Source organism: Synechococcus sp. N32 (genome assembly GCF_900473895.1).
Taxonomy (GTDB): Bacteria; Cyanobacteriota; Cyanobacteriia; order PCC-6307; family Cyanobiaceae; genus Parasynechococcus.
In genome coordinates, this window is the sequence record NZ_UCND01000003.1 from 108,668 (window position 1) to 125,263 (window position 16,596).

Here is a 16,596-nt window from a genome sequence, read left to right on the forward strand (position 1 = left end):
CGGGCGGCTTCTTGGCTTTTCGCCCAACTTCACTTTCTTCCGGACATGCTCGTCAGTCGGGGTCGCAACCCCAACGCCTCCGAAGTGATCGGCCAGCTGATCACCAACCCTGGGCTCCGCAGTCGCGTGCTCACCACACTCGGCCTGCTGTTGTTGGTGCGTCTTGGGATCTACATCCCAATGCCCGGAATCGATCGGGAAGCCTTCAAGCAATTCATCGATCAAGGCGGACAGCTGATCGGTTTTCTCGACATCTTCACCGGCGGCGGGATCTCCACCCTGGGCATCTTTGCCCTGGGGATCCTGCCTTTCATCAACGCCTCGATCATCCTCCAGTTGCTGACCGCAGCGCTGCCGCAGCTGGAAGACCTCCAGAAGAATGAAGGCGAGGCTGGCCGACGCAAGATCGCCCAGATCACCCGTTATGTGGCGCTCGGTTGGGGTCTCGTCCAGAGCGTCGTCTTCGCCATGATCCTGCGCCAATACGCCGTGGAAGGTCTCAGCGAAGTGACCTTTGTGGTGCAGACGGCACTGGCCCTGGTCACCGGCTCGATGGTGGTGATGTGGCTGAGTGAAGTGATCACGGAGCGAGGCATCGGCCAGGGGGCTTCCCTGGTGATTTTTCTGAACATCGTCGCCACCCTGCCGCGCACCCTCGGCGCCACGATCGAAGCCGCTCAAACCGGTGACCGGGACACCGTGCTGGGCATCATTGTTCTGGTGCTGGTGTTCCTGGCCACGATCGTTGGAATCATCTTCGTGCAGGAGGGGGCTCGCCGTATCCCCATCGTCAGCGCCAAGCGCCAGGTAGGTGGAGCAGGTGTGCTCCCCACACGTCAGAGCTATCTGCCGCTCAAGCTGAATGCCGGCGGTGTGATGCCGATCATTTTCGCTTCAGCCCTGATTTTCCTGCCGGTCACCATCGCCAACCTCACCAAGAGTGAGTGGTTGATCCGTGCGGCCAGTGCCCTGAATCCTGGGGCAGCGAACCCCTGGCCATACGCACTCACATTTTTTGCGTTGATCCTGGGCTTCTCTTATTTCTATGCCTCGCTCACGGTGAATCCCGCTGACATCGCCACCAACCTGAAACGGGGTGGTGTGGCGATTCCAGGCGTTCGCCCCGGCAGCGCCACGGCCACTTATCTCTCAGGAGTCCAGAACCGCCTCACCTTGCTGGGTGGTCTGTTCCTCGGCGCCGTCGCCATCATTCCCGCGGCCGTCGAACGCGCCACGAATGTGCAGACCTTCCAGGGGCTTGGCGCCACATCACTGCTGATCCTTGTCGGTGTGGCCATCGACACGGCCAAACAGGTGCAGACCTATGTGATCTCACAACGCTACGAAGGCCTCGTTCGCCAGTGAGCGCTGCTGCGCAGCGCACCTTCCGTTCACGTCACCTCACGCTTACGCAACCATGAAAAATCGTTTGCTATTTCTTGGCCCTCCCGGAGCCGGCAAAGGCACCCAGGCCGCTCGGCTGTGCGATGCCAACAGCATGAAGCATCTGTCCACAGGCGATCTGCTGCGCTCTGAAGTAGCAGCCGGCAGCGATCTGGGCAAAGAAGCTGAAGCGGTGATGAACCGCGGCGAACTGGTGAGCGACGCCCTTGTGCTGGCGATTGTGGAAAGCCAGATGAAGGCTCTCACGACCGATGGCTGGCTGCTGGATGGGTTCCCGCGCACGGTGCCCCAGGCTGAAGCACTCGAACCCCTGCTGGCCGAATTGCAGCAACCCATCCAGGCCGTGGTTCTGCTGGAGCTGGATGACGCCGTTTTGATTGAACGGCTGTTGGCCCGCGGTCGCGCCGACGACAACGAAGCGGTGATCCGCAATCGCCTGGAGGTTTACCGCGAGAAAACCGCACCCCTGATTCGCTTCTATAGCGACAAGGGTCTCCTCGTTTCCGTCCCCGCCCAGGGCACAGTCGAGGAGATCACCAAGCGGATCGAGTCCATTCTCGGTTGACCGGCATGGTAACGTTGCCGTTTGGAAATTTGGAGAGCCACGCCTCATGAAGGTGCGCAGCTCAGTGAAAAAAATGTGTGACAAGTGCCGGGTGATCCGTCGCCACGGCAAGGTCATGGTCATTTGCGCCAACCCCAAGCACAAACAGCGCCAGGGCTGATCCCCCGCTGTTCTGAAACATTCCTCGCCTCCAGGACTTCGGAGGCATCTGTCCTTTTCAACTAAACGAACGTGGCACGGATCGCCGGCGTTGACATTCCCCGCGACAAGCGGATCGAAGTGTCCCTCACCTACATCTACGGAGTTGGTCTCACCCGCTCACAGGCCATCCTGGCCAAAACCGGCGTGAACCCCGACATCCGGGTGAAAGATCTGGAGGACGGAGATCTTCAGAAGCTCCGCAACGCCATGGAGGAATACACCCTCGAAGGTGATCTGCGCCGTCAGGAGGGCATGGCCCTCAAGCGCCTGCAGGACATCGGCTGCGTCCGTGGCCGTCGCCACCGCATGAGCCTTCCCGTTCGTGGCCAACGCACCCGCACCAACGCCCGCACCCGCCGCGGCGCGCGGAAAACTGTGGCCGGCAAGAAGAAGTAAGTCCTCTACATCCTTATCCCTGACTGCATACGGCCATGGCTAAAACCGTCAAAAAATCCGGCCCCAAGAAGGCCAAGCGCAACGTCCCGAACGGCGTCGCTCACATCCAGAGCACCTTCAACAACACCATCGTGTCCATCACCGACACCGCCGGTGAGGTGATTTCCTGGTCGTCTGCGGGTGCCAGTGGCTTCAAAGGTGCTCGCAAAGGCACCCCCTTCGCGGCTCAAACCGCTGCAGAAGCAGCAGCACGTCGCGCCCTTGACCAAGGCATGCGTCAGATCGAAGTGCTGGTGAGGGGTCCTGGCTCAGGCCGTGAGACAGCCATCCGTGCTCTCCAGGTTGCTGGCCTCGAAATCACCCTGATTCGCGACGTCACCCCCCTGCCCCATAACGGTTGCCGCCGGCCCAAGCGCCGCCGCGTCTGAACCGAGCTGATTTCCGTCCGGTTTCACCCCTTACCCCGATTCAGACCGTGTTGCAGTACCAGATTGATCGCATTGAGCATCAGGTGGCCGAGGATCGCGCCCAGTCCGGCGTTTTCCTGATCGGTCCCCTCGAGCGTGGCCAGGCCACGACCCTGGGCAACGCGCTGCGTCGCGTGCTGATGGGTGGGCTGGAAGGCAGTGCTGTCACCGCCATCCGGATTGCCGGTGTCAATCACGAATACGCCACGGTTCCTGGGGTCCGTGAAGACGTTCTCGACATCCTGCTGAACTGCAAGGAGCTCACCGTCAACAGCCGTTCGGCCGAACTCGAGATCGGTCGTCTCGTGGTGGCTGGTCCCGCTGAAGTGAAGGCTGGAGATCTTCAGTTCTCCTCTCAGGTGCAGGTGGTGGACGCCGATCGTCCGATCGCCACCGTGGCCGACGGCCACAGCCTCGAGCTGGAAGTGCACGTCGAGCGCGGCGTTGGCTATCGCCCGGTGGATCGTCACAACGAAGAAACCAGTGCCATCGATCTGCTCCAGATCGATGCCGTGTTCATGCCCGTGACCCGGGTCAACTTCACCATCGACGAAACCGCCGTTGCCGAAGGCGGTTCGGCCCGCGAGCGCCTGCGGATGGAGATCGTCACCGACGGCTCCATTACCCCCGACGACGCCCTGGCTCAATCAGCCAATCAATTGATTGAGCTGTTCCAGCCGCTGGCCACGGTCACTCTCGTGGAGGAAGTTCCTGCTGAACCCGAGCCCTCGGCGGAAGCACAGATTCCTCTTGAGGAACTGAACCTTTCGGTTCGCGCCTACAACTGCCTCAAGCGGGCCCAGGTCAACTCCGTGTCTGACCTGATGGGCTTCAGCTACGAGGATCTTCTGGAGATCAAGAACTTCGGTTCCAAATCCGCTGATGAAGTGATCGAAGCCCTCGAGCGCATCGGCATCTCCATCCCCCAGAGCCGCACTTCTGCATAACTGCAGAACGGCCTGAACGTCCTTTTTCGTCTTCGTCACCGACAGAACCATGCGTCATCAATGCCGAGTTCCTCAGCTGGGACGTCCAGCTGACCAGCGCAAGGCAATGCTGCGCGCCCTGACCACCCAGCTGATTCGCGAAGGTCGGGTCACCACCACCAAGGCACGGGCCAAAGCGCTTCGCGACGAAGCCGAGCGCATGATCACCCTGGCCAAGGACGGCAGCCTCGCCTCCCGTCGCCGGGCCATGGGTTACATCTACGACAAGCAACTGGTGCATGCCCTGTTCGACAAGGCTCCCAACCGCTACAGCGATCGCAAGGGTGGCTACACCCGCATCACCCGCACCGTTCCCCGTCGTGGCGACAACGCCGAGATGGCCATCATTGAACTGGTCTGATCAGACCTCACGTCAGTTCTGACGTTTGAACACCCAACCCTCGTCTGCAGGTCCTGAGCCAGCGTCCCTTCAGCGGATCGCGCTCACCCTTCAGTACGAGGGTTCTTCGTTTTGTGGGTGGCAGCGCCAACGCAACGGTCGCAGTGTTCAGGCCGTGCTGGAGGACGCCATCGCCCAGCTTGATCCGCACCGACCGGTGCAGACCTTTGCCGCCGGGCGCACCGATGCCGGCGTTCATGCCGCCGGTCAGGTGGTGCACTTCGACTGCAGTGGGCCGATCCCAGCTCGAAAATGGGCCCCGGCCTTGAACGGACGCCTGCCGAGCACCATTCGTGTGCGCGAATCCGTCGCCCGTCCCCTGGATTGGCATGCCTGTTACTCCGCCACCTACAGGCGGTACCGGTACACGATTCACAACGGGCGCCGCCCCAATTTGTTTTTAAGCCCCTGGAGCTGGCACCGTTACCAACACAGGCTGGATGAGTCCCGCATGCGGGACGCTTTGAGCAGCATGCTTGGTCTGCACGACTTCAGCGCCTTCATGAAGGCAGGCAGCCGTCGCGCCCATGCCCGAACCACCGTGCAGGAGGTGCTCGTGGAGCGCCAAGGCGATCTTCTGCGGGTTGAGATTCAGGCCAGTGGTTTTCTGTACGGCATGGTTCGCCTACTGATGGCCCAGTTGGTGGCCGTTGGCGAGCACCGTCTCAGTGTTGCCGCCTTTGAACAGCGCTGGAGGGAACGACGACGCCATGAGGTGAAAGAGGCGGCGCCGGCCACGGGCCTCTGCCTGCTTCGGGCTGGCTATGCCGAGCCCATCTTCACCAAAGCCGGCTGGTACGATTGTCAGCCGTGGTTTTTTCTGGCCGAGAGCGATCCGCCTCCGGATCCACCCTCAACGCCGGGATAAACGGGCCTCTACTTCGAAAGCTGCCCAACTCACTGGAGCTGGAGGGCCGAAGAGTAAGCTCGATCTTTAGCCCCGTCAGGTCCAGTTCTGGACCGACCCCTTTGCCCAGTTCCGCTTCTTCAGGCGGGACATAACCGAACCGGCATGCCGGCGCGATGAACAAGACCTCTCTCCCCCCGATTGATTCGATCGACCGCCAGTGGTACGTGGTGGACGCTGAGAATCAAACCCTCGGCCGTCTGGCCACTGAAGTGGCCGCCGTGCTGCGTGGCAAGAACAACCCCAGCTTCACCCCCCATCTGGACACCGGTGATTTTGTCGTCGTCGTGAACGCCGAGAAGATCAAAGTCTCCGGCCGTAAGCCCCAGCAGAAGCTGTACCGCCGTCACTCCGGTCGTCCCGGCGGCATGAAGGTGGAAACCTTCGAAGCTCTGCAGGAACGGATCCCCGAGCGGATCGTGGAGAAGGCCATCAAAGGCATGCTCCCCCACAACGCCCTGGGCCGCCAGATGTTCCGCAAGCTCAAGGTCTACAAAGGCACCGAGCATCCCCACGCCGCTCAGAAGCCCCAGCCTCTTCAGCTCAACCCCTCCGCATCCGCCCAATGAGCAACAACTCCGTCGTCTACTGGGGCACCGGTCGTCGCAAGACCTCTGTTGCCCGTGTTCGCCTCGTCCCCGGCAATGGAACGATCACCATCAATGGTCGTCCCGGTGACAACTATCTGAACTACAACCCCTCGTACATCGCAGCGGTGAAGGCTCCCTTGGAGACCCTCGGCCTCAGCAGCGAGTACGACATCCTCGTCAATGTTCACGGTGGTGGACTCACCGGTCAGTCCGGCGCCATCAAGCAAGGTGCAGCCCGCGCCCTGTGCGAACTGTCGGCCGACAACCGCAAGCCGCTGAAGACGGAAGGTCACCTCAGCCGCGACCCCCGTGCCAAGGAACGCCGCAAGTACGGCCTCAAGAAAGCCCGTAAGGCTCCTCAGTTCTCCAAGCGCTGATTTTTTTTACCCGATGCCAAAGCCCGACATTCATCCCACCTGGTATCCCGACGCCAAGGTGATCTGCAACGGCGAAGTGGTCATGACCACAGGCGCCACCCAGCCGGAGATCCACGTCGACGTCTGGAGCGGCAACCACCCCTTCTTCACCGGCACCCAGAAGATCCTCGACACCGAGGGTCGTGTGGACCGCTTCATGAAGAAGTACGGCATGGGCACCAAGAAAAAAGGTGCCGACTCTGCCAAGGCCGAGTCCAAGGCCTGAGGGTGAGAACGGGGCATGGACGCCTCGACCTTGTTCACACGGCTGGAAACAGCCACAGCCAGCTTCCGCAACCTCGAGCGGCAGCTGGCTGATCCTGATGTGGCCGCTGATCCGAAGCGGCTTGAATCGATCGCACGGGAGCGATCAAGACTTGAGCCACTCGTGCTCGACTTCGAGGAACTCCAGAAGCTCGAATCCGAGCGTGATTCCGCACGTCAGCTGCTGAAAGACAGTCGCGGTGACGCTGCAATGGAGGAGCTGGCGCAAGATGAGTTGGCCAGCCTCCAAGAACAGCACGCAATGCTGACGGAGCGGCTCACCCTGGCTCTGCTGCCGCGGGATCCCCGCGATGAGCGCAGTGTGATGCTGGAAATTCGTGCCGGCGCAGGCGGCGACGAGGCCTGTCTCTGGGCCGGTGATCTGGCACGGATGTATGAGCGGTACAGCCAAAAAGTGGGCTGGGCCGTGCAATCCATCAGCTGCACCGAGGCCGACCTGGGCGGGTTTCGCGAACTGATCCTGTCGGTGCGTGGCGACAGCGTCTACAGCCAACTGAAATTTGAAGCGGGAGTGCATCGGGTGCAACGGGTCCCGGCCACGGAATCCCAGGGTCGGGTCCACACCTCAACAGCCACGGTGGCCGTGATGCCCGAAGCCGATGCCGTGGAAGTTCAGCTCGACCCGAAGGATCTCGATATCAGCACCGCGCGTTCAGGCGGTGCTGGGGGGCAGAACGTCAACAAGGTGGAAACAGCTGTGGACCTTCTCCACAAACCCACGGGCATCCGCGTGTTCTGTACCCAGGAACGCTCCCAGCTGCAGAACCGGGAACGGGCCCTGGAGATCCTGCGCGCCAAATTGTTGGAGCGGGAGCAGGCGGCTGCCGCAGAACGCGAAAGCAGCGACCGACGCGCCCAAGTGGGCAGTGGTGACCGCTCTGAAAAAATCCGCACCTACAACTACAAAGACAACCGAACCACAGATCACCGGCTGGGCCGAAACTTCACCCTGGAACCTGTGTTGGAGGGCCAACTGGAGGACCTAATCGGTGCCTGCATCGCCGAAGAGCAACGTCAGAAACTCGAAGCGCTGAGCGATCAGGCCGAGGCCTGACGGTCAAGCACCGATCACGTACTTCGCCCATTCCTGGTGATGACCGGAATGGATCTGGCGCCGGGCCTCAAAACTGAGGCTGCTGGCCGGTCGCCGCGGCACATGGCGCAGAGGCATGGCGGCTTCCTTCGGAGTTCGATTGCCTTTGCGCACATTGCAGCTGAGGCAAGCCGTGGTCACGTTCTCCCAGGTGTCGCTACCTCCCCGACTGCGGGGCATCACATGGTCGATGGACAACTGATTGTCACGACTGCCGCAGTACTGGCAGGTGTGGTTGTCCCGCTGGAAGAGGTTGCGACGCGTCAGGGGCAGCTGACGAAAGGGAACGCGAACGTACTGGCGCAGGCGGATCACCGTTGGCAGGTGGGTGCCCTGACGCAGTTGCCGACAGGGGTCGTGTTCCAGACTCTCGGCCTTGCCCTTCAGCATCATCACCACAGCCCGTCTCCAGGTGGTGATATTGAGCGGCTCGTAGGACGCATTGAGAACGAGAACCTGGCCCATGCCAGCTCACTCAATAATGGTCATGCTACCGGCGATGTGAAGCTGTCTCGGTAGCGCCGAGCACCGCCTGTGATTCCTGAGCTGAATCCCCGTCAGCGCGCCTGGGTGGAGGTTTCACCTGCAGCGATTCGGGCCAACGCCAGGGCGCTCTGCCAACACCTCGGTGCTCGTACCCAACTGATGGCGGTGGTGAAGGCCGATGGCTACGGCCACGGCGCCGAGACGGTGGCACGGGCTGCCCTTCAGGGGGGAGCCACCAGCCTTGGCGTAGCCACGCTGCAGGAAGGCCTTGAGCTGCGGCGGGCCGGGCTGGACGCACCAGTGCTGTTGCTCAGCAACCTCAACGAACCGGACGACCTACGCACCTGCCTGCACTGGCGGTTGATGCCCACCCTGAGCAGCCTCAGGGATGCCCAGCTCTGCAACGCTCTGGCAGCCGACAGCGGTCGGTGTTTCGACGTGCAATTGAAGATCGACACCGGCATGGCACGGCTGGGCTGCTCCCTCAGCGAGGGACATCAGACCGCGGCGGAGCTGAACAGCCTGGAACACCTCAATCTGGAGGGCATCTACAGCCATCTGGCCTGTGCCGATGAGCCGAACGATGCCTTGACCAGCCTCCAGCAGGAGCGCTTCGTGAGCATGCTCTCGGCCCTGCCCCAAGCGGGTGCCGGCATCACCCGCCATCTCGCCAACTCCGCAGGGACCCTGCTCAACCGGCAGCTACACCACGACCTCGTGCGCGTTGGATTGGCCCTGTACGGCCATGCCCCCGCCAGTCATCTGAGCAACGTCATTCCCCTGCAACCCGCCCTGGCGGTTCGTGCCCGGGTCAGCCTGATCCGCGACGTGCCCGCCGGCACTGGAGTCAGCTACGGCCATCGCTTCATCACCCAGCGCCCCACGCGGCTTGCGGTGGTCGGGATCGGCTATGCCGATGGTGTTCTGCGGTCCCTCAGCGGGCACATTCACGCCCTGCATCGCAATTGCCAGCTGCCTCAGGTGGGAGCCATCACCATGGACCAGCTCCTGCTGGATGCCACCGATGCAGCTGAGCTGGAGCAAGGCGACATCGTCACTCTGCTGGGCCAGGACGGCGACCTGGAATTAAGCCCTCAAAGCTGGAGCAACCACTGCGGCTCGATTCCCTGGGAGATCCTCTGTGGTTTCAAACGACGTCTGCCCCGCGTTGAAGTCTGACCACCTGCCCAGCACTTGGTACTCTGGGTGCGCCGCTGGAGAGGTGGCTGAGTGGTTGAAAGCGGCTCCCTGCTAAGGAGTTACAGGAGGCAACTTCTGTCGAGGGTTCGAATCCCTCCCTCTCCGTTCCAAGTTCATCAATTCAATCCGCCGGCTCCTCTGAGCTGGTGAACAGGTTGAGTTGCCGTGCCAGCTCCGGCAAAAGGGATGCGTCCCTGGCGCGATCAGGCCCCGTGGTGAACACCACCAGCAAGCTGGGCGGCTGCTGTTCAGACGCCTGGAACCAAGCGGCGTCATGACGGGCCTGACTCATCCAGCCGGCCTTGCTCCACAGCAGAGCGTCCTCAGGTAGGCCTTCGCCGAGGAAGCCATCCACCTGGTTTTCAGGATCAGCGCGACGCTGCTTTTGATCGAGCGAGCGCCGCAACAGACCCTGCAGGCGACGACAGGCCGGTGGCGACACCACCGCACCGGTCATCACCGCCTCCAGCATCCGGGCTGTCGCAACCGTGGACAAGCCATTGCGGTTGCCGTTGTCGGCCCTATAGAACATTTTTTCCCGGCCATAGGGACCATCACCCCAGGTCTTCTGGCAGCAATTCACCGCCTCAAGTTCCGGCCAGGCCAGGCTCTGCAACCAGCCATTGATCAAGCGACGCTGCTGCGTCCAAAGCTCCCAGCGTTCGCCATGGAGGGCAGGGCCGCTGGTGGTACCTGTGAGCAGATCCACCACAAGCCCCGTGGCATCGTTGCTGGAATCAACGATCATGTCGCGCATCGCGCGCCGCAATTCGTCGTTCTCAGGGATCAGGTCCCGTTGCAGCCACTGCTCAACGGCGACGGCATAGAACAGCTTCACCACGCTGGCCGGATAGAGGATCCGGTCCTGGTTCCAGGAAGCACCACGGCCCTGACCCGCCTCCGGTGCAGCGTCGTCGTACCGCACCCAGGTGATCGCCAGGCTGTTGCGCAGCCCCGGGCGACCGTCGGCATCGAGCCCATCGAGGGCCGCCTCAAGCCGAGCCGCCATTGCGGGATCGGGACGGTAGAACGCCATAGCGATTCGATTGGGCCATGGCGACGTTAGGCACCCTGCTGGCCCCGGACCTGATTCAGACAGGCTCCAGTTGGCAGCTGTGCGCTGACGTGAATGGTTATTCGCGATCTGAGGGCGCGAGTCTGACCACCCAGGCCTGTCGTGGACGCCGTTTTCGCATTCTGGAGAGGCAGCCCAAGAGGATCGCTGTGCAGCTGCTGGAGGATGGCTACCGCTGCTGGCTCGAACTCGAGGCGGTTCTGGGGCGAGCTGAGCGATGCGCAGCCTGGCGACCGTCGCCGCTGAGCGCGACGGAGATTGAACGACGTCTGCCCAGCGTGCTCGCCTGGAGCGAAACCGCCCAGCAGCGCCCCAATGTCTACCTCTGGGGAGGCACCACAGAACCGGACATGGATTGTTCCGGTCTGATGCAGATGGCCTTCGCCAGCCAGGACATTTGGATTCCGCGAGATGCCTATCAACAGGAGCGGTTCTGCCAACCTGTTGCAGCTCTGCCCGACGATCACAGCCTGCTGCGCCCTGGAGATCTGCTGTTTTTTGGCACACGGCGACGTTGCACCCATGTGGGGATCCATCTCGGCGAGGGCCGCTACCGCCACAGCTCAGGCCAGGACCATGGGCGCAATGGGATCGGCATCGACAGCTTGCACAGCAGCGATCAACACCCGGTGGCTTGCCACTACAGGGCTGAATTCCGCGGCGCAGGCCGTGTGGTGCGTTGCCATGACGGATCGCATCTCTCCTGACGCTGGCTGCCGGATGAACCGGGCCCCTGCTTAAGTTGAGCGACTCGCAGCGCGACCGGCATGAGTGCACCCCTGAATCTCTCGGTGGTGGTGCCGCTGTACAACGAAGAGGAAAGCCTGCCTCATCTGGTTGAGCAGCTCCTTTCAGCGCTGCGTCCAACCGATGAGGCGTTTGAGCTGGTTCTGGTCGACGACGGATCCAGCGACCGCACCGCGAACGTGCTGGCCAAGCTCAGCGCCGAAGTGCCCGAAGTGGTGGCTGTACTGCTGCGCAAGAACTATGGCCAGACCGCAGCCATGGCGGCTGGGTTTGATGTGGCTGGCGGAGAGGTGATCGTCAGCCTCGATGGAGATCTGCAGAACGATCCAGCCGACATCCCCATGCTGCTGGCCAAACTGCGAGAGGGGTACGACCTCGTCAGTGGCTGGCGCCATCAGCGCCAGGACGCCGCCCTCCAGCGCAAACTTCCCTCCCGGATCGCCAACCGCTTGATCGGCCGGGTAACCGGTGTGCGGCTGCATGACTACGGCTGCTCCCTCAAGGCCTACCGCCGCGAGGTGCTCTCAGACATGCGGCTCTATGGGGAGCTGCATCGCTTTCTTCCCGCCCTGGCCTTCATCGAGGGTGCACGGATCACCGAAGTGAAGGTGAACCACCGGGCGCGTCAGTTCGGCAGCAGCAAGTACGGGATCGATCGCACCTTCCGTGTGCTGATGGATCTGCTCACCGTCTGGTTCATGAAGCGTTTTCTGACCCGGCCGATGTACGTGTTCGGCTTCGGGGGGCTGCTGGCCATCGCCGCCAGCCTGATCACCAGCACCTATCTGCTGGTGATCAAGGTGATGGGAGGCGACATTGCCAATCGCCCACTGCTCACCTTGGCAGTGGTGCTTGGCTTGGCTGGCATTCAACTGTTCTGCTTCGGACTGCTGGGCGAACTGCTGATCCGCACCTACCACGAAAGCCAGGATCGCCCGATTTATCGCATCCGCGAAACATTGCGCGGCGGCCGAGCCGGCTGACGGATCGGGGCAGCGGCCGGCGCGCCGCGGAACGGTGCGATCGCAGCGGCAGCTGCTTCCACCACACGCGCATCGCTGTCACGCAGCGCCTGGCGCAGCAGGGGCAGCGCCGAACGGTGTCCCCATCGGGCGGCCAAACGAACAGCGCGCAAACGCTCCTCGGGTCCGGCCTCCATATCAGCCTTGAGACGACGCTCCAGGGCAAGACGCTCCAAGGGACTGCTCGGCGCCGTCCAGGACTCCAGGGAAGCATCGGCGGATTCCCCATCAGCGGCGGGCTCAATCACCAGTTCCAACTGGGCACGATTGATCTGTGCGACACGGCTGGCATCCGTGCTGGAAAGCATCGGCTTCACCGGCTTCCTGCGCAACCAGAGCACCACCGTGAGCAGCACGACGGCACCTGGGAGGAGAACGTTCTGCATGCGGATTGAACTTTTATGTCGCCGTCGGGGCCTAAAGCAGGCCGTCAGAACGGTCCTACTTACAGTAGCTGCGAAGCTTTTGGCCTCGACATGACTGGAGATTTCGCTGCTGCCTGGCTGCCTGCGATTTTTGTGCCCATCACCGGAATCGTGTTCCCCGCAGTGTTCATCGTCCTTGTTGGTCGAGTGATCACCGCTGCCGAGTGACCGCGACCTGCGGACCGTTTTAACCCCTCAGCACTCGTACCTCATGACCGTCACTCCTGCTGCTGATCCCTGCGTCGGCAACCTTGCGACACCCGTCAACAGCGGCTATTTCATCAAGGGTCTGATCAACAACCTGCCCCTGTACCGCCCTGGAATTTCCCCGAACTTCCGTGGCCTGGAAACCGGTGCAGCCTTCGGCTATCTGCTCTACGGCCCCTTCACCATCTGTGGTCCCCTGCGTGCCACGGAATACCAGCAAACCGCTGGCCTGCTGGCTGCCATCGGCGCCGTGCACATCCTCAGCCTGCTGTTCCTGCTTTACAACCAGCCCGGCAAGCAACCCAACATCCCCCCTGCAGATGTGACGGTTGAGAATCCCCCCGCCGACCTGTTCACCCGCACCGGTTGGGCTGACTTCACCAGTGGGTTCTGGCTGGGTGGTTGCGGCGGTGCCGTTTTCGCCTGGTTCCTCTGCAACACTGTTCACGTGCAGGAACTGTTCAAGATCGCTGCTGGTGTCTGGAGCGTCGGCTGAAGCAGTTCACTGAACCCTCTGACAAAAACCATTCATCCCCCGGTTGCCTGATTCCAGGCGATCGGGGGATTTTTCCTGGCAGGATTCATTCACATTTGAGACGCCCCGGTGCGGTCGATCTCCCAGCCGTTTCTTCGGCGGCCGGTTCTGACGGTCGTCTGCAGCCTGCTGATCCTTTTGGCGGGCTGCACGGCGTTGTTCGGCCTGGGACTGGAGGATCTTCCGCCCCTCGCTCCCACCCGCGTGAGTGTGAGCGCCAGCTTCCCGGCAGCTTCACCGGAGGTGGTGGAGCAGAGCGTGACCCGGGTATTGGAACAACAGCTGAATGGCCTTGAAGGGGTCGAAAGCATCAGCTCAACCAGCAAGCAGGGCGGCGCCAGCATCTCGTTGCGCTTCAACTCGGGTGATCCCGAGCTGAATGCGATCAAGGTTCAGAACGAGGTGAACCTGGCCAGCCGCCGGCTGCCTCAGGCTGTAACGCGCCAGGGGCTCCAGGTGCGGCGCTCCTCGGAAGACCTGTTGATGATCCTGGGGTTCAGCCACCCGCCGGATCAATACGTCCCCACCTTTCTCACGGGCTGGCTGGACCAGACCCTGCGGGACGCGCTGCTCAGCACACCAGGCATCGGTGATGTGCGGATCTTCGGCAGCAGTGAACTCTCCTACCGCCTTTGGTTGGATCCGCAACGCCTCGAACAGACCAACCTCACCCTTGGCGATGTCAGCCGAGCCCTGGCTGAACAGAACGTTTTGGCTGCCGTTGGCAGCATCGGGGCTGCCCCAGTTCCAGCGGGCCAAGTGCTGAGCCTTCCGGTGGAAGCGGAAGGGCGTCTTCGCAGCCAATCAGATTTCGAGAATCTCGTCTTGCGCCGGCTCGACAACGGCGGGCTGCTGCGCCTGAAGGATGTGGGACGGGTTGCCCTCGGACAGCGCAACTACGGACGCGAGGCCATGAATCTGGCTGGCGAGCGTTCGGTGGCCGTGGGCATCTACCAGCGCGATGGGGCCAATGCCCTGGAGGTGAGCAAGGCGATTAAGCGCAAGCTGAAGCAGTTGGAAGCGAGCTTTCCCCCGGGCATCGAGGTCTCAATGATCGTGGATGTGGCCGACACGGTTCAGGCCAACCTCGATCGCACCTTCATCACCTTGCGCGATGCCGTGCTGCTGGTGCTGGTGGTGCTGGTGCTGTTTCTGGGCCGCTGGCGTCTCGCCCTGATCCCTGGCCTTGCCGTGCCGGTGGCGCTGGTGGGAAGCCTCAGCCTGGTGAAACTGAGCGGTTCCAATCTCAACAGCCTGATCCTGTTTGGCCTGGTGCTGGCCACCGGGATCGTTGTGGATGACGCCATCGTCGTGAGCGAAGACATTGCCGGACGCATCGAACGGGGCACACCCCCCGAACAGGCGGCCGAAGACGCCATGGCTGAGTTGGCAACGGCCGTTGTAGCCACCTCATTGGTGCTGGCAGCCGTGTTCCTCCCTGTGCTGCTCATTCCTGGATCGATCGGACGCCTCTATCAACCGATCGCCCTGGCCATCAGCGGAGCGATCCTGTTCTCCACCCTGAATGCGCTCAGCTTCACCCCAATGGCCTGCGCCCGGGTGTTGGGCCCAGGGGGCGGCCGTCTTCCTGGGGCCATCGGCAAGCTCAGCCGTTGGCTTCGGCAGGGCATGCAAACCCTGCAATCCCGATACGCGAAACAACTCGAGCACTGGCTGCAGCACAAGCGATGCATCGCCCTTGTGCTGCTGAGCGGCCTTGTCATCACAGCCTCAGGCTTGGCGGTAATGCCAACGGCGTTTATTCCCGATGACGACCAAGGCCAGATCCGCGGCTACTTCACCCTCCCCGATGGCGCCAGCCTTGAGCGCAGCCTGGCCGTGATGGACGACATCCGACGGGTCGTCAGCGAAGAGCCCCTGGTGCGCACCGGCAACTTTTATGCCGGCAGCTCCTTCGGACAGAGCGGAGAAGACCGTGGCTCGTTTTACCTGCGCCTCCAGCCACTCAAGGATCGGCCTGGCAAAGAGCAGAGCAGCAACGCCATCAAACGCCGTCTCAATCGCAAGATTCAACAACGGGTTGGTGAGGCCAGGGTCGTGCTGATCACCCCACCAACCGTGCGGGGCTTCAGCAGTGAATCAGGACTTTCGCTGGAACTGCTGGACCGCAGCGGAGGGCAACTCAGCCTGGAGCAATTCGGCCAAGTCGCCCAGAATTTCATCCAGACAGCCAAGGCGACGGACCGGTTTGAACGGGTGGGCTCCCGCTTTGATGCCAGCTTCCCCCGCTGGCGACTGGAGCTCGACCGCGACCAACTGGCTGCTCTCGACCTCGACTACGGCGCAACCCTGCGGGAGATCGGCACCGCTTTCGGCGGCCGCTACATCGATGACACCTACGACGACGGTCGCATCCGCTCGATTGTTCTGCAGCTGGAAGGCAGAGAGCGACGTCGGCCGGAAGACCTCACCGGGCTGATGGTGCGCAACCGCAGCGGTGAGCTGGTGTCGGTGGCCAGCGTGGCAAGCCTGACCCGCGAGGAGGGCGTTAACAACATTCGCCACTACGGACTCAACCGGGCCATCCGGATCACGGCCATCCCGGCGCCAACGGTGAGCAGCGGTGAAGCCATCGATGCCCTCACCCAGGCCGGTGATCGCATTGGAGGCAGCAACATCGGCCTGGCCTTCACGGGCCTGGCGTTGGAGGAACAACGGGCTGGGCAGGTGACCTGGGTGCTGTTCGCCCTTGGCGTGACGGTGGTCTATCTGATGCTGGCCGCTCTTTACGAGAGTTTCATTGACCCGTTGATCATCCTGCTCACGGTGCCGATGGCCCTGCTCGGAGCTCTGATCGGCTTGAAATTGCGGGGCCTTCCACTGGATGTTTACGGCCAGATGGGACTCCTGGTGCTGGTGAGCCTGGCGGCAAAGAACGGAATTCTGATCGTGGAATTCGCCAACCAACGGGTGGCGGCAGGCCTGGCCCTGCGCGAGGCCGTTGTGGATGCAGCCGTGAACCGGATGCGCCCAATCCTGCTGACAGCGGTCACATCTCTGGCGGGTTTCCTGCCGCTTCTGTTTGCCCAGGGCACTGGAGCAGCCAGCAGGGTCAGCATTGGCACCGTGGTGTTCAGCGGACTGCTGGTGGCCTCGTTGCTGTCCCTGTTTGCCGTCCCTGCCGTCTATCTGATGCTGAAACGCGATCGAAGCCCCACCGCGTAGGGT

The 16,596-nt window shown here is 62.2% G+C and carries 21 protein-coding genes and 1 tRNA gene; 19 read left to right on the top strand and 3 right to left on the bottom strand.

Annotation, left to right across the window (positions count from 1 at the left end; translation table 11 throughout):
• Window positions 1–45 precede the first annotated feature (45 nt).
• From secY to prfA, 12 genes are all read left to right on the top strand, one after another.
• Window positions 46–1,365 carry a preprotein translocase subunit SecY gene (gene secY, locus DXY35_RS00920; protein ID WP_115010466.1) on the top strand — a complete coding sequence of 440 codons (1,320 nt, stop codon included), beginning with the start codon at window positions 46–48 and terminating at the stop codon, window positions 1,363–1,365.
• Between the two features lie 52 nt (window positions 1,366–1,417).
• Window positions 1,418–1,969 carry an adenylate kinase gene (locus tag DXY35_RS00925; RefSeq protein ID WP_115080402.1) on the top strand — a complete coding sequence of 184 codons (552 nt, stop codon included), beginning with the start codon at window positions 1,418–1,420 and terminating at the stop codon, window positions 1,967–1,969.
• A 46-nt stretch (window positions 1,970–2,015) separates the two neighbouring features.
• Window positions 2,016–2,129 (top strand): 50S ribosomal protein L36, encoded by a 114-nt coding sequence (gene rpmJ, locus DXY35_RS00930; RefSeq protein ID WP_006850859.1) that lies wholly within the window; start codon window positions 2,016–2,018, stop codon window positions 2,127–2,129.
• A 71-nt stretch (window positions 2,130–2,200) separates the two neighbouring features.
• Window positions 2,201–2,566 carry a 30S ribosomal protein S13 gene (rpsM, locus tag DXY35_RS00935; RefSeq protein WP_006850466.1) on the top strand — a complete coding sequence of 122 codons (366 nt, stop codon included), beginning with the start codon at window positions 2,201–2,203 and terminating at the stop codon, window positions 2,564–2,566.
• Between the two features lie 35 nt (window positions 2,567–2,601).
• On the top strand, window positions 2,602–2,994 hold the full coding sequence (gene rpsK, locus DXY35_RS00940) for a 30S ribosomal protein S11 (protein ID WP_006850182.1): 393 nt from the start codon (window positions 2,602–2,604) through the stop codon (window positions 2,992–2,994).
• A gap of 47 nt (window positions 2,995–3,041) precedes the next feature.
• Window positions 3,042–3,980 carry a DNA-directed RNA polymerase subunit alpha gene (locus DXY35_RS00945; RefSeq protein ID WP_114987249.1) on the top strand — a complete coding sequence of 313 codons (939 nt, stop codon included), beginning with the start codon at window positions 3,042–3,044 and terminating at the stop codon, window positions 3,978–3,980.
• A 49-nt stretch (window positions 3,981–4,029) separates the two neighbouring features.
• Window positions 4,030–4,380 (top strand): 50S ribosomal protein L17, encoded by a 351-nt coding sequence (gene rplQ / locus DXY35_RS00950; RefSeq protein ID WP_006851925.1) that lies wholly within the window; start codon window positions 4,030–4,032, stop codon window positions 4,378–4,380.
• Window positions 4,381–4,405: 25 nt separating this feature from the next.
• Window positions 4,406–5,287, top strand: a complete 882-nt coding sequence (gene truA / locus DXY35_RS00955) for a tRNA pseudouridine(38-40) synthase TruA (protein ID WP_115080404.1) — start codon at window positions 4,406–4,408, stop codon at window positions 5,285–5,287.
• Window positions 5,288–5,442: 155 nt separating this feature from the next.
• On the top strand, window positions 5,443–5,895 hold the full coding sequence (rplM, locus tag DXY35_RS00960; protein ID WP_114987243.1) for a 50S ribosomal protein L13: 453 nt from the start codon (window positions 5,443–5,445) through the stop codon (window positions 5,893–5,895).
• On the top strand, window positions 5,892–6,293 hold the full coding sequence (rpsI, locus tag DXY35_RS00965) for a 30S ribosomal protein S9 (RefSeq protein WP_006849745.1): 402 nt from the start codon (window positions 5,892–5,894) through the stop codon (window positions 6,291–6,293). The genes rplM and rpsI overlap by 4 nt, the downstream gene beginning before the upstream one ends.
• Before the next feature lie 13 nt (window positions 6,294–6,306).
• Window positions 6,307–6,558 carry a 50S ribosomal protein L31 gene (rpmE, locus tag DXY35_RS00970; protein WP_006851595.1) on the top strand — a complete coding sequence of 84 codons (252 nt, stop codon included), beginning with the start codon at window positions 6,307–6,309 and terminating at the stop codon, window positions 6,556–6,558.
• A gap of 15 nt (window positions 6,559–6,573) precedes the next feature.
• Window positions 6,574–7,671 carry a peptide chain release factor 1 gene (gene prfA / locus DXY35_RS00975; RefSeq protein WP_115080405.1) on the top strand — a complete coding sequence of 366 codons (1,098 nt, stop codon included), beginning with the start codon at window positions 6,574–6,576 and terminating at the stop codon, window positions 7,669–7,671.
• Window positions 7,672–7,674: 3 nt separating this feature from the next.
• Here the strand turns inward: prfA and DXY35_RS00980 are convergent, their stop codons facing one another.
• Window positions 7,675–8,175, bottom strand: a complete 501-nt coding sequence (locus DXY35_RS00980; RefSeq protein WP_114987236.1) for an HNH endonuclease — start codon at window positions 8,173–8,175, stop codon at window positions 7,675–7,677.
• A gap of 69 nt (window positions 8,176–8,244) precedes the next feature.
• Here DXY35_RS00980 and alr point away from each other — a divergent pair, with 69 nt between their 5' ends.
• Together alr and DXY35_RS00990 are read left to right on the top strand one after the other, a co-directional pair.
• Entirely contained in the window at window positions 8,245–9,375 is a 1,131-nt protein-coding gene (gene alr / locus DXY35_RS00985; RefSeq protein ID WP_170950471.1) for an alanine racemase, read from the top strand.
• A 37-nt stretch (window positions 9,376–9,412) separates the two neighbouring features.
• Window positions 9,413–9,501 (top strand) — tRNA-Ser (locus DXY35_RS00990).
• Window positions 9,502–9,517: 16 nt separating this feature from the next.
• Here DXY35_RS00990 and DXY35_RS00995 read toward each other — a convergent pair.
• Window positions 9,518–10,432 carry a serine hydrolase gene (locus DXY35_RS00995; protein WP_115080407.1) on the bottom strand — a complete coding sequence of 305 codons (915 nt, stop codon included), beginning with the start codon at window positions 10,430–10,432 and terminating at the stop codon, window positions 9,518–9,520.
• A gap of 17 nt (window positions 10,433–10,449) precedes the next feature.
• On the opposite strand from DXY35_RS00995, the gene DXY35_RS01000 reads away from it, so the two are divergent.
• The gene (locus DXY35_RS01000; RefSeq protein WP_115080409.1) at window positions 10,450–11,178 is read left to right on the top strand and encodes a C40 family peptidase; all 729 of its coding nucleotides are present in this window, start codon (window positions 10,450–10,452) and stop codon (window positions 11,176–11,178) included.
• Between the two features lie 60 nt (window positions 11,179–11,238).
• Entirely contained in the window at window positions 11,239–12,201 is a 963-nt protein-coding gene (locus tag DXY35_RS01005) for a glycosyltransferase family 2 protein (protein ID WP_115080411.1), read from the top strand.
• Here DXY35_RS01005 and DXY35_RS01010 read toward each other — a convergent pair.
• The gene (locus DXY35_RS01010; RefSeq protein ID WP_115080413.1) at window positions 12,159–12,626 is read right to left on the bottom strand and encodes a HEAT repeat domain-containing protein; all 468 of its coding nucleotides are present in this window, start codon (window positions 12,624–12,626) and stop codon (window positions 12,159–12,161) included. The genes DXY35_RS01005 and DXY35_RS01010 overlap by 43 nt on opposite strands.
• Before the next feature lie 90 nt (window positions 12,627–12,716).
• Here DXY35_RS01010 and DXY35_RS01015 point away from each other — a divergent pair, with 90 nt between their 5' ends.
• The 3 genes from DXY35_RS01015 to DXY35_RS01025 all read left to right on the top strand — a co-directional run bounded on the left by DXY35_RS01015 (window position 12,717) and on the right by DXY35_RS01025 (window position 16,593).
• Window positions 12,717–12,833, top strand: coding sequence for a photosystem I reaction center subunit VIII (locus DXY35_RS01015; protein WP_006851672.1), 117 nt, complete (start codon window positions 12,717–12,719; stop codon window positions 12,831–12,833).
• Window positions 12,834–12,876: 43 nt separating this feature from the next.
• The gene (locus DXY35_RS01020; protein ID WP_011363361.1) at window positions 12,877–13,368 is read left to right on the top strand and encodes a photosystem I reaction center protein subunit XI; all 492 of its coding nucleotides are present in this window, start codon (window positions 12,877–12,879) and stop codon (window positions 13,366–13,368) included.
• A gap of 108 nt (window positions 13,369–13,476) precedes the next feature.
• Window positions 13,477–16,593, top strand: coding sequence for an efflux RND transporter permease subunit (locus DXY35_RS01025; protein ID WP_115080415.1), 3,117 nt, complete (start codon window positions 13,477–13,479; stop codon window positions 16,591–16,593).
• The last annotated feature ends 3 nt before the right edge of the window (window positions 16,594–16,596 follow it).

What these genes read in the sequence shown, in the direction of transcription:
- DXY35_RS01005 (WP_115080411.1), top strand. Translation starts at nt 11,239, where the DNA reads ATGAGTGCACCCCTGAATCTCTCGGTGGTGGTGCCGCTGTACAACGAA.
- DXY35_RS00995 (WP_115080407.1), bottom strand. Translation starts at nt 10,432, where the DNA reads ATGGCGTTCTACCGTCCCGATCCCGCAATGGCGGCTCGGCTTGAGGCG.
- DXY35_RS01020 (WP_011363361.1), top strand. Translation starts at nt 12,877, where the DNA reads ATGACCGTCACTCCTGCTGCTGATCCCTGCGTCGGCAACCTTGCGACA.
- rpsK (WP_006850182.1), top strand. Translation starts at nt 2,602, where the DNA reads ATGGCTAAAACCGTCAAAAAATCCGGCCCCAAGAAGGCCAAGCGCAAC.
- DXY35_RS01000 (WP_115080409.1), top strand. Translation starts at nt 10,450, where the DNA reads ATGGCGACGTTAGGCACCCTGCTGGCCCCGGACCTGATTCAGACAGGC.
- rpmJ (WP_006850859.1), top strand. Translation starts at nt 2,016, where the DNA reads ATGAAGGTGCGCAGCTCAGTGAAAAAAATGTGTGACAAGTGCCGGGTG.
- prfA (WP_115080405.1), top strand. Translation starts at nt 6,574, where the DNA reads ATGGACGCCTCGACCTTGTTCACACGGCTGGAAACAGCCACAGCCAGC.
- DXY35_RS00980 (WP_114987236.1), bottom strand. Translation starts at nt 8,175, where the DNA reads ATGGGCCAGGTTCTCGTTCTCAATGCGTCCTACGAGCCGCTCAATATC.
- rplQ (WP_006851925.1), top strand. Translation starts at nt 4,030, where the DNA reads ATGCGTCATCAATGCCGAGTTCCTCAGCTGGGACGTCCAGCTGACCAG.
- secY (WP_115010466.1), top strand. Translation starts at nt 46, where the DNA reads ATGCTCGTCAGTCGGGGTCGCAACCCCAACGCCTCCGAAGTGATCGGC.
- rpmE (WP_006851595.1), top strand. Translation starts at nt 6,307, where the DNA reads ATGCCAAAGCCCGACATTCATCCCACCTGGTATCCCGACGCCAAGGTG.
- DXY35_RS01010 (WP_115080413.1), bottom strand. Translation starts at nt 12,626, where the DNA reads ATGCAGAACGTTCTCCTCCCAGGTGCCGTCGTGCTGCTCACGGTGGTG.
- rpsI (WP_006849745.1), top strand. Translation starts at nt 5,892, where the DNA reads ATGAGCAACAACTCCGTCGTCTACTGGGGCACCGGTCGTCGCAAGACC.
- rplM (WP_114987243.1), top strand. Translation starts at nt 5,443, where the DNA reads ATGAACAAGACCTCTCTCCCCCCGATTGATTCGATCGACCGCCAGTGG.
- DXY35_RS00925 (WP_115080402.1), top strand. Translation starts at nt 1,418, where the DNA reads ATGAAAAATCGTTTGCTATTTCTTGGCCCTCCCGGAGCCGGCAAAGGC.
- DXY35_RS01015 (WP_006851672.1), top strand. Translation starts at nt 12,717, where the DNA reads ATGACTGGAGATTTCGCTGCTGCCTGGCTGCCTGCGATTTTTGTGCCC.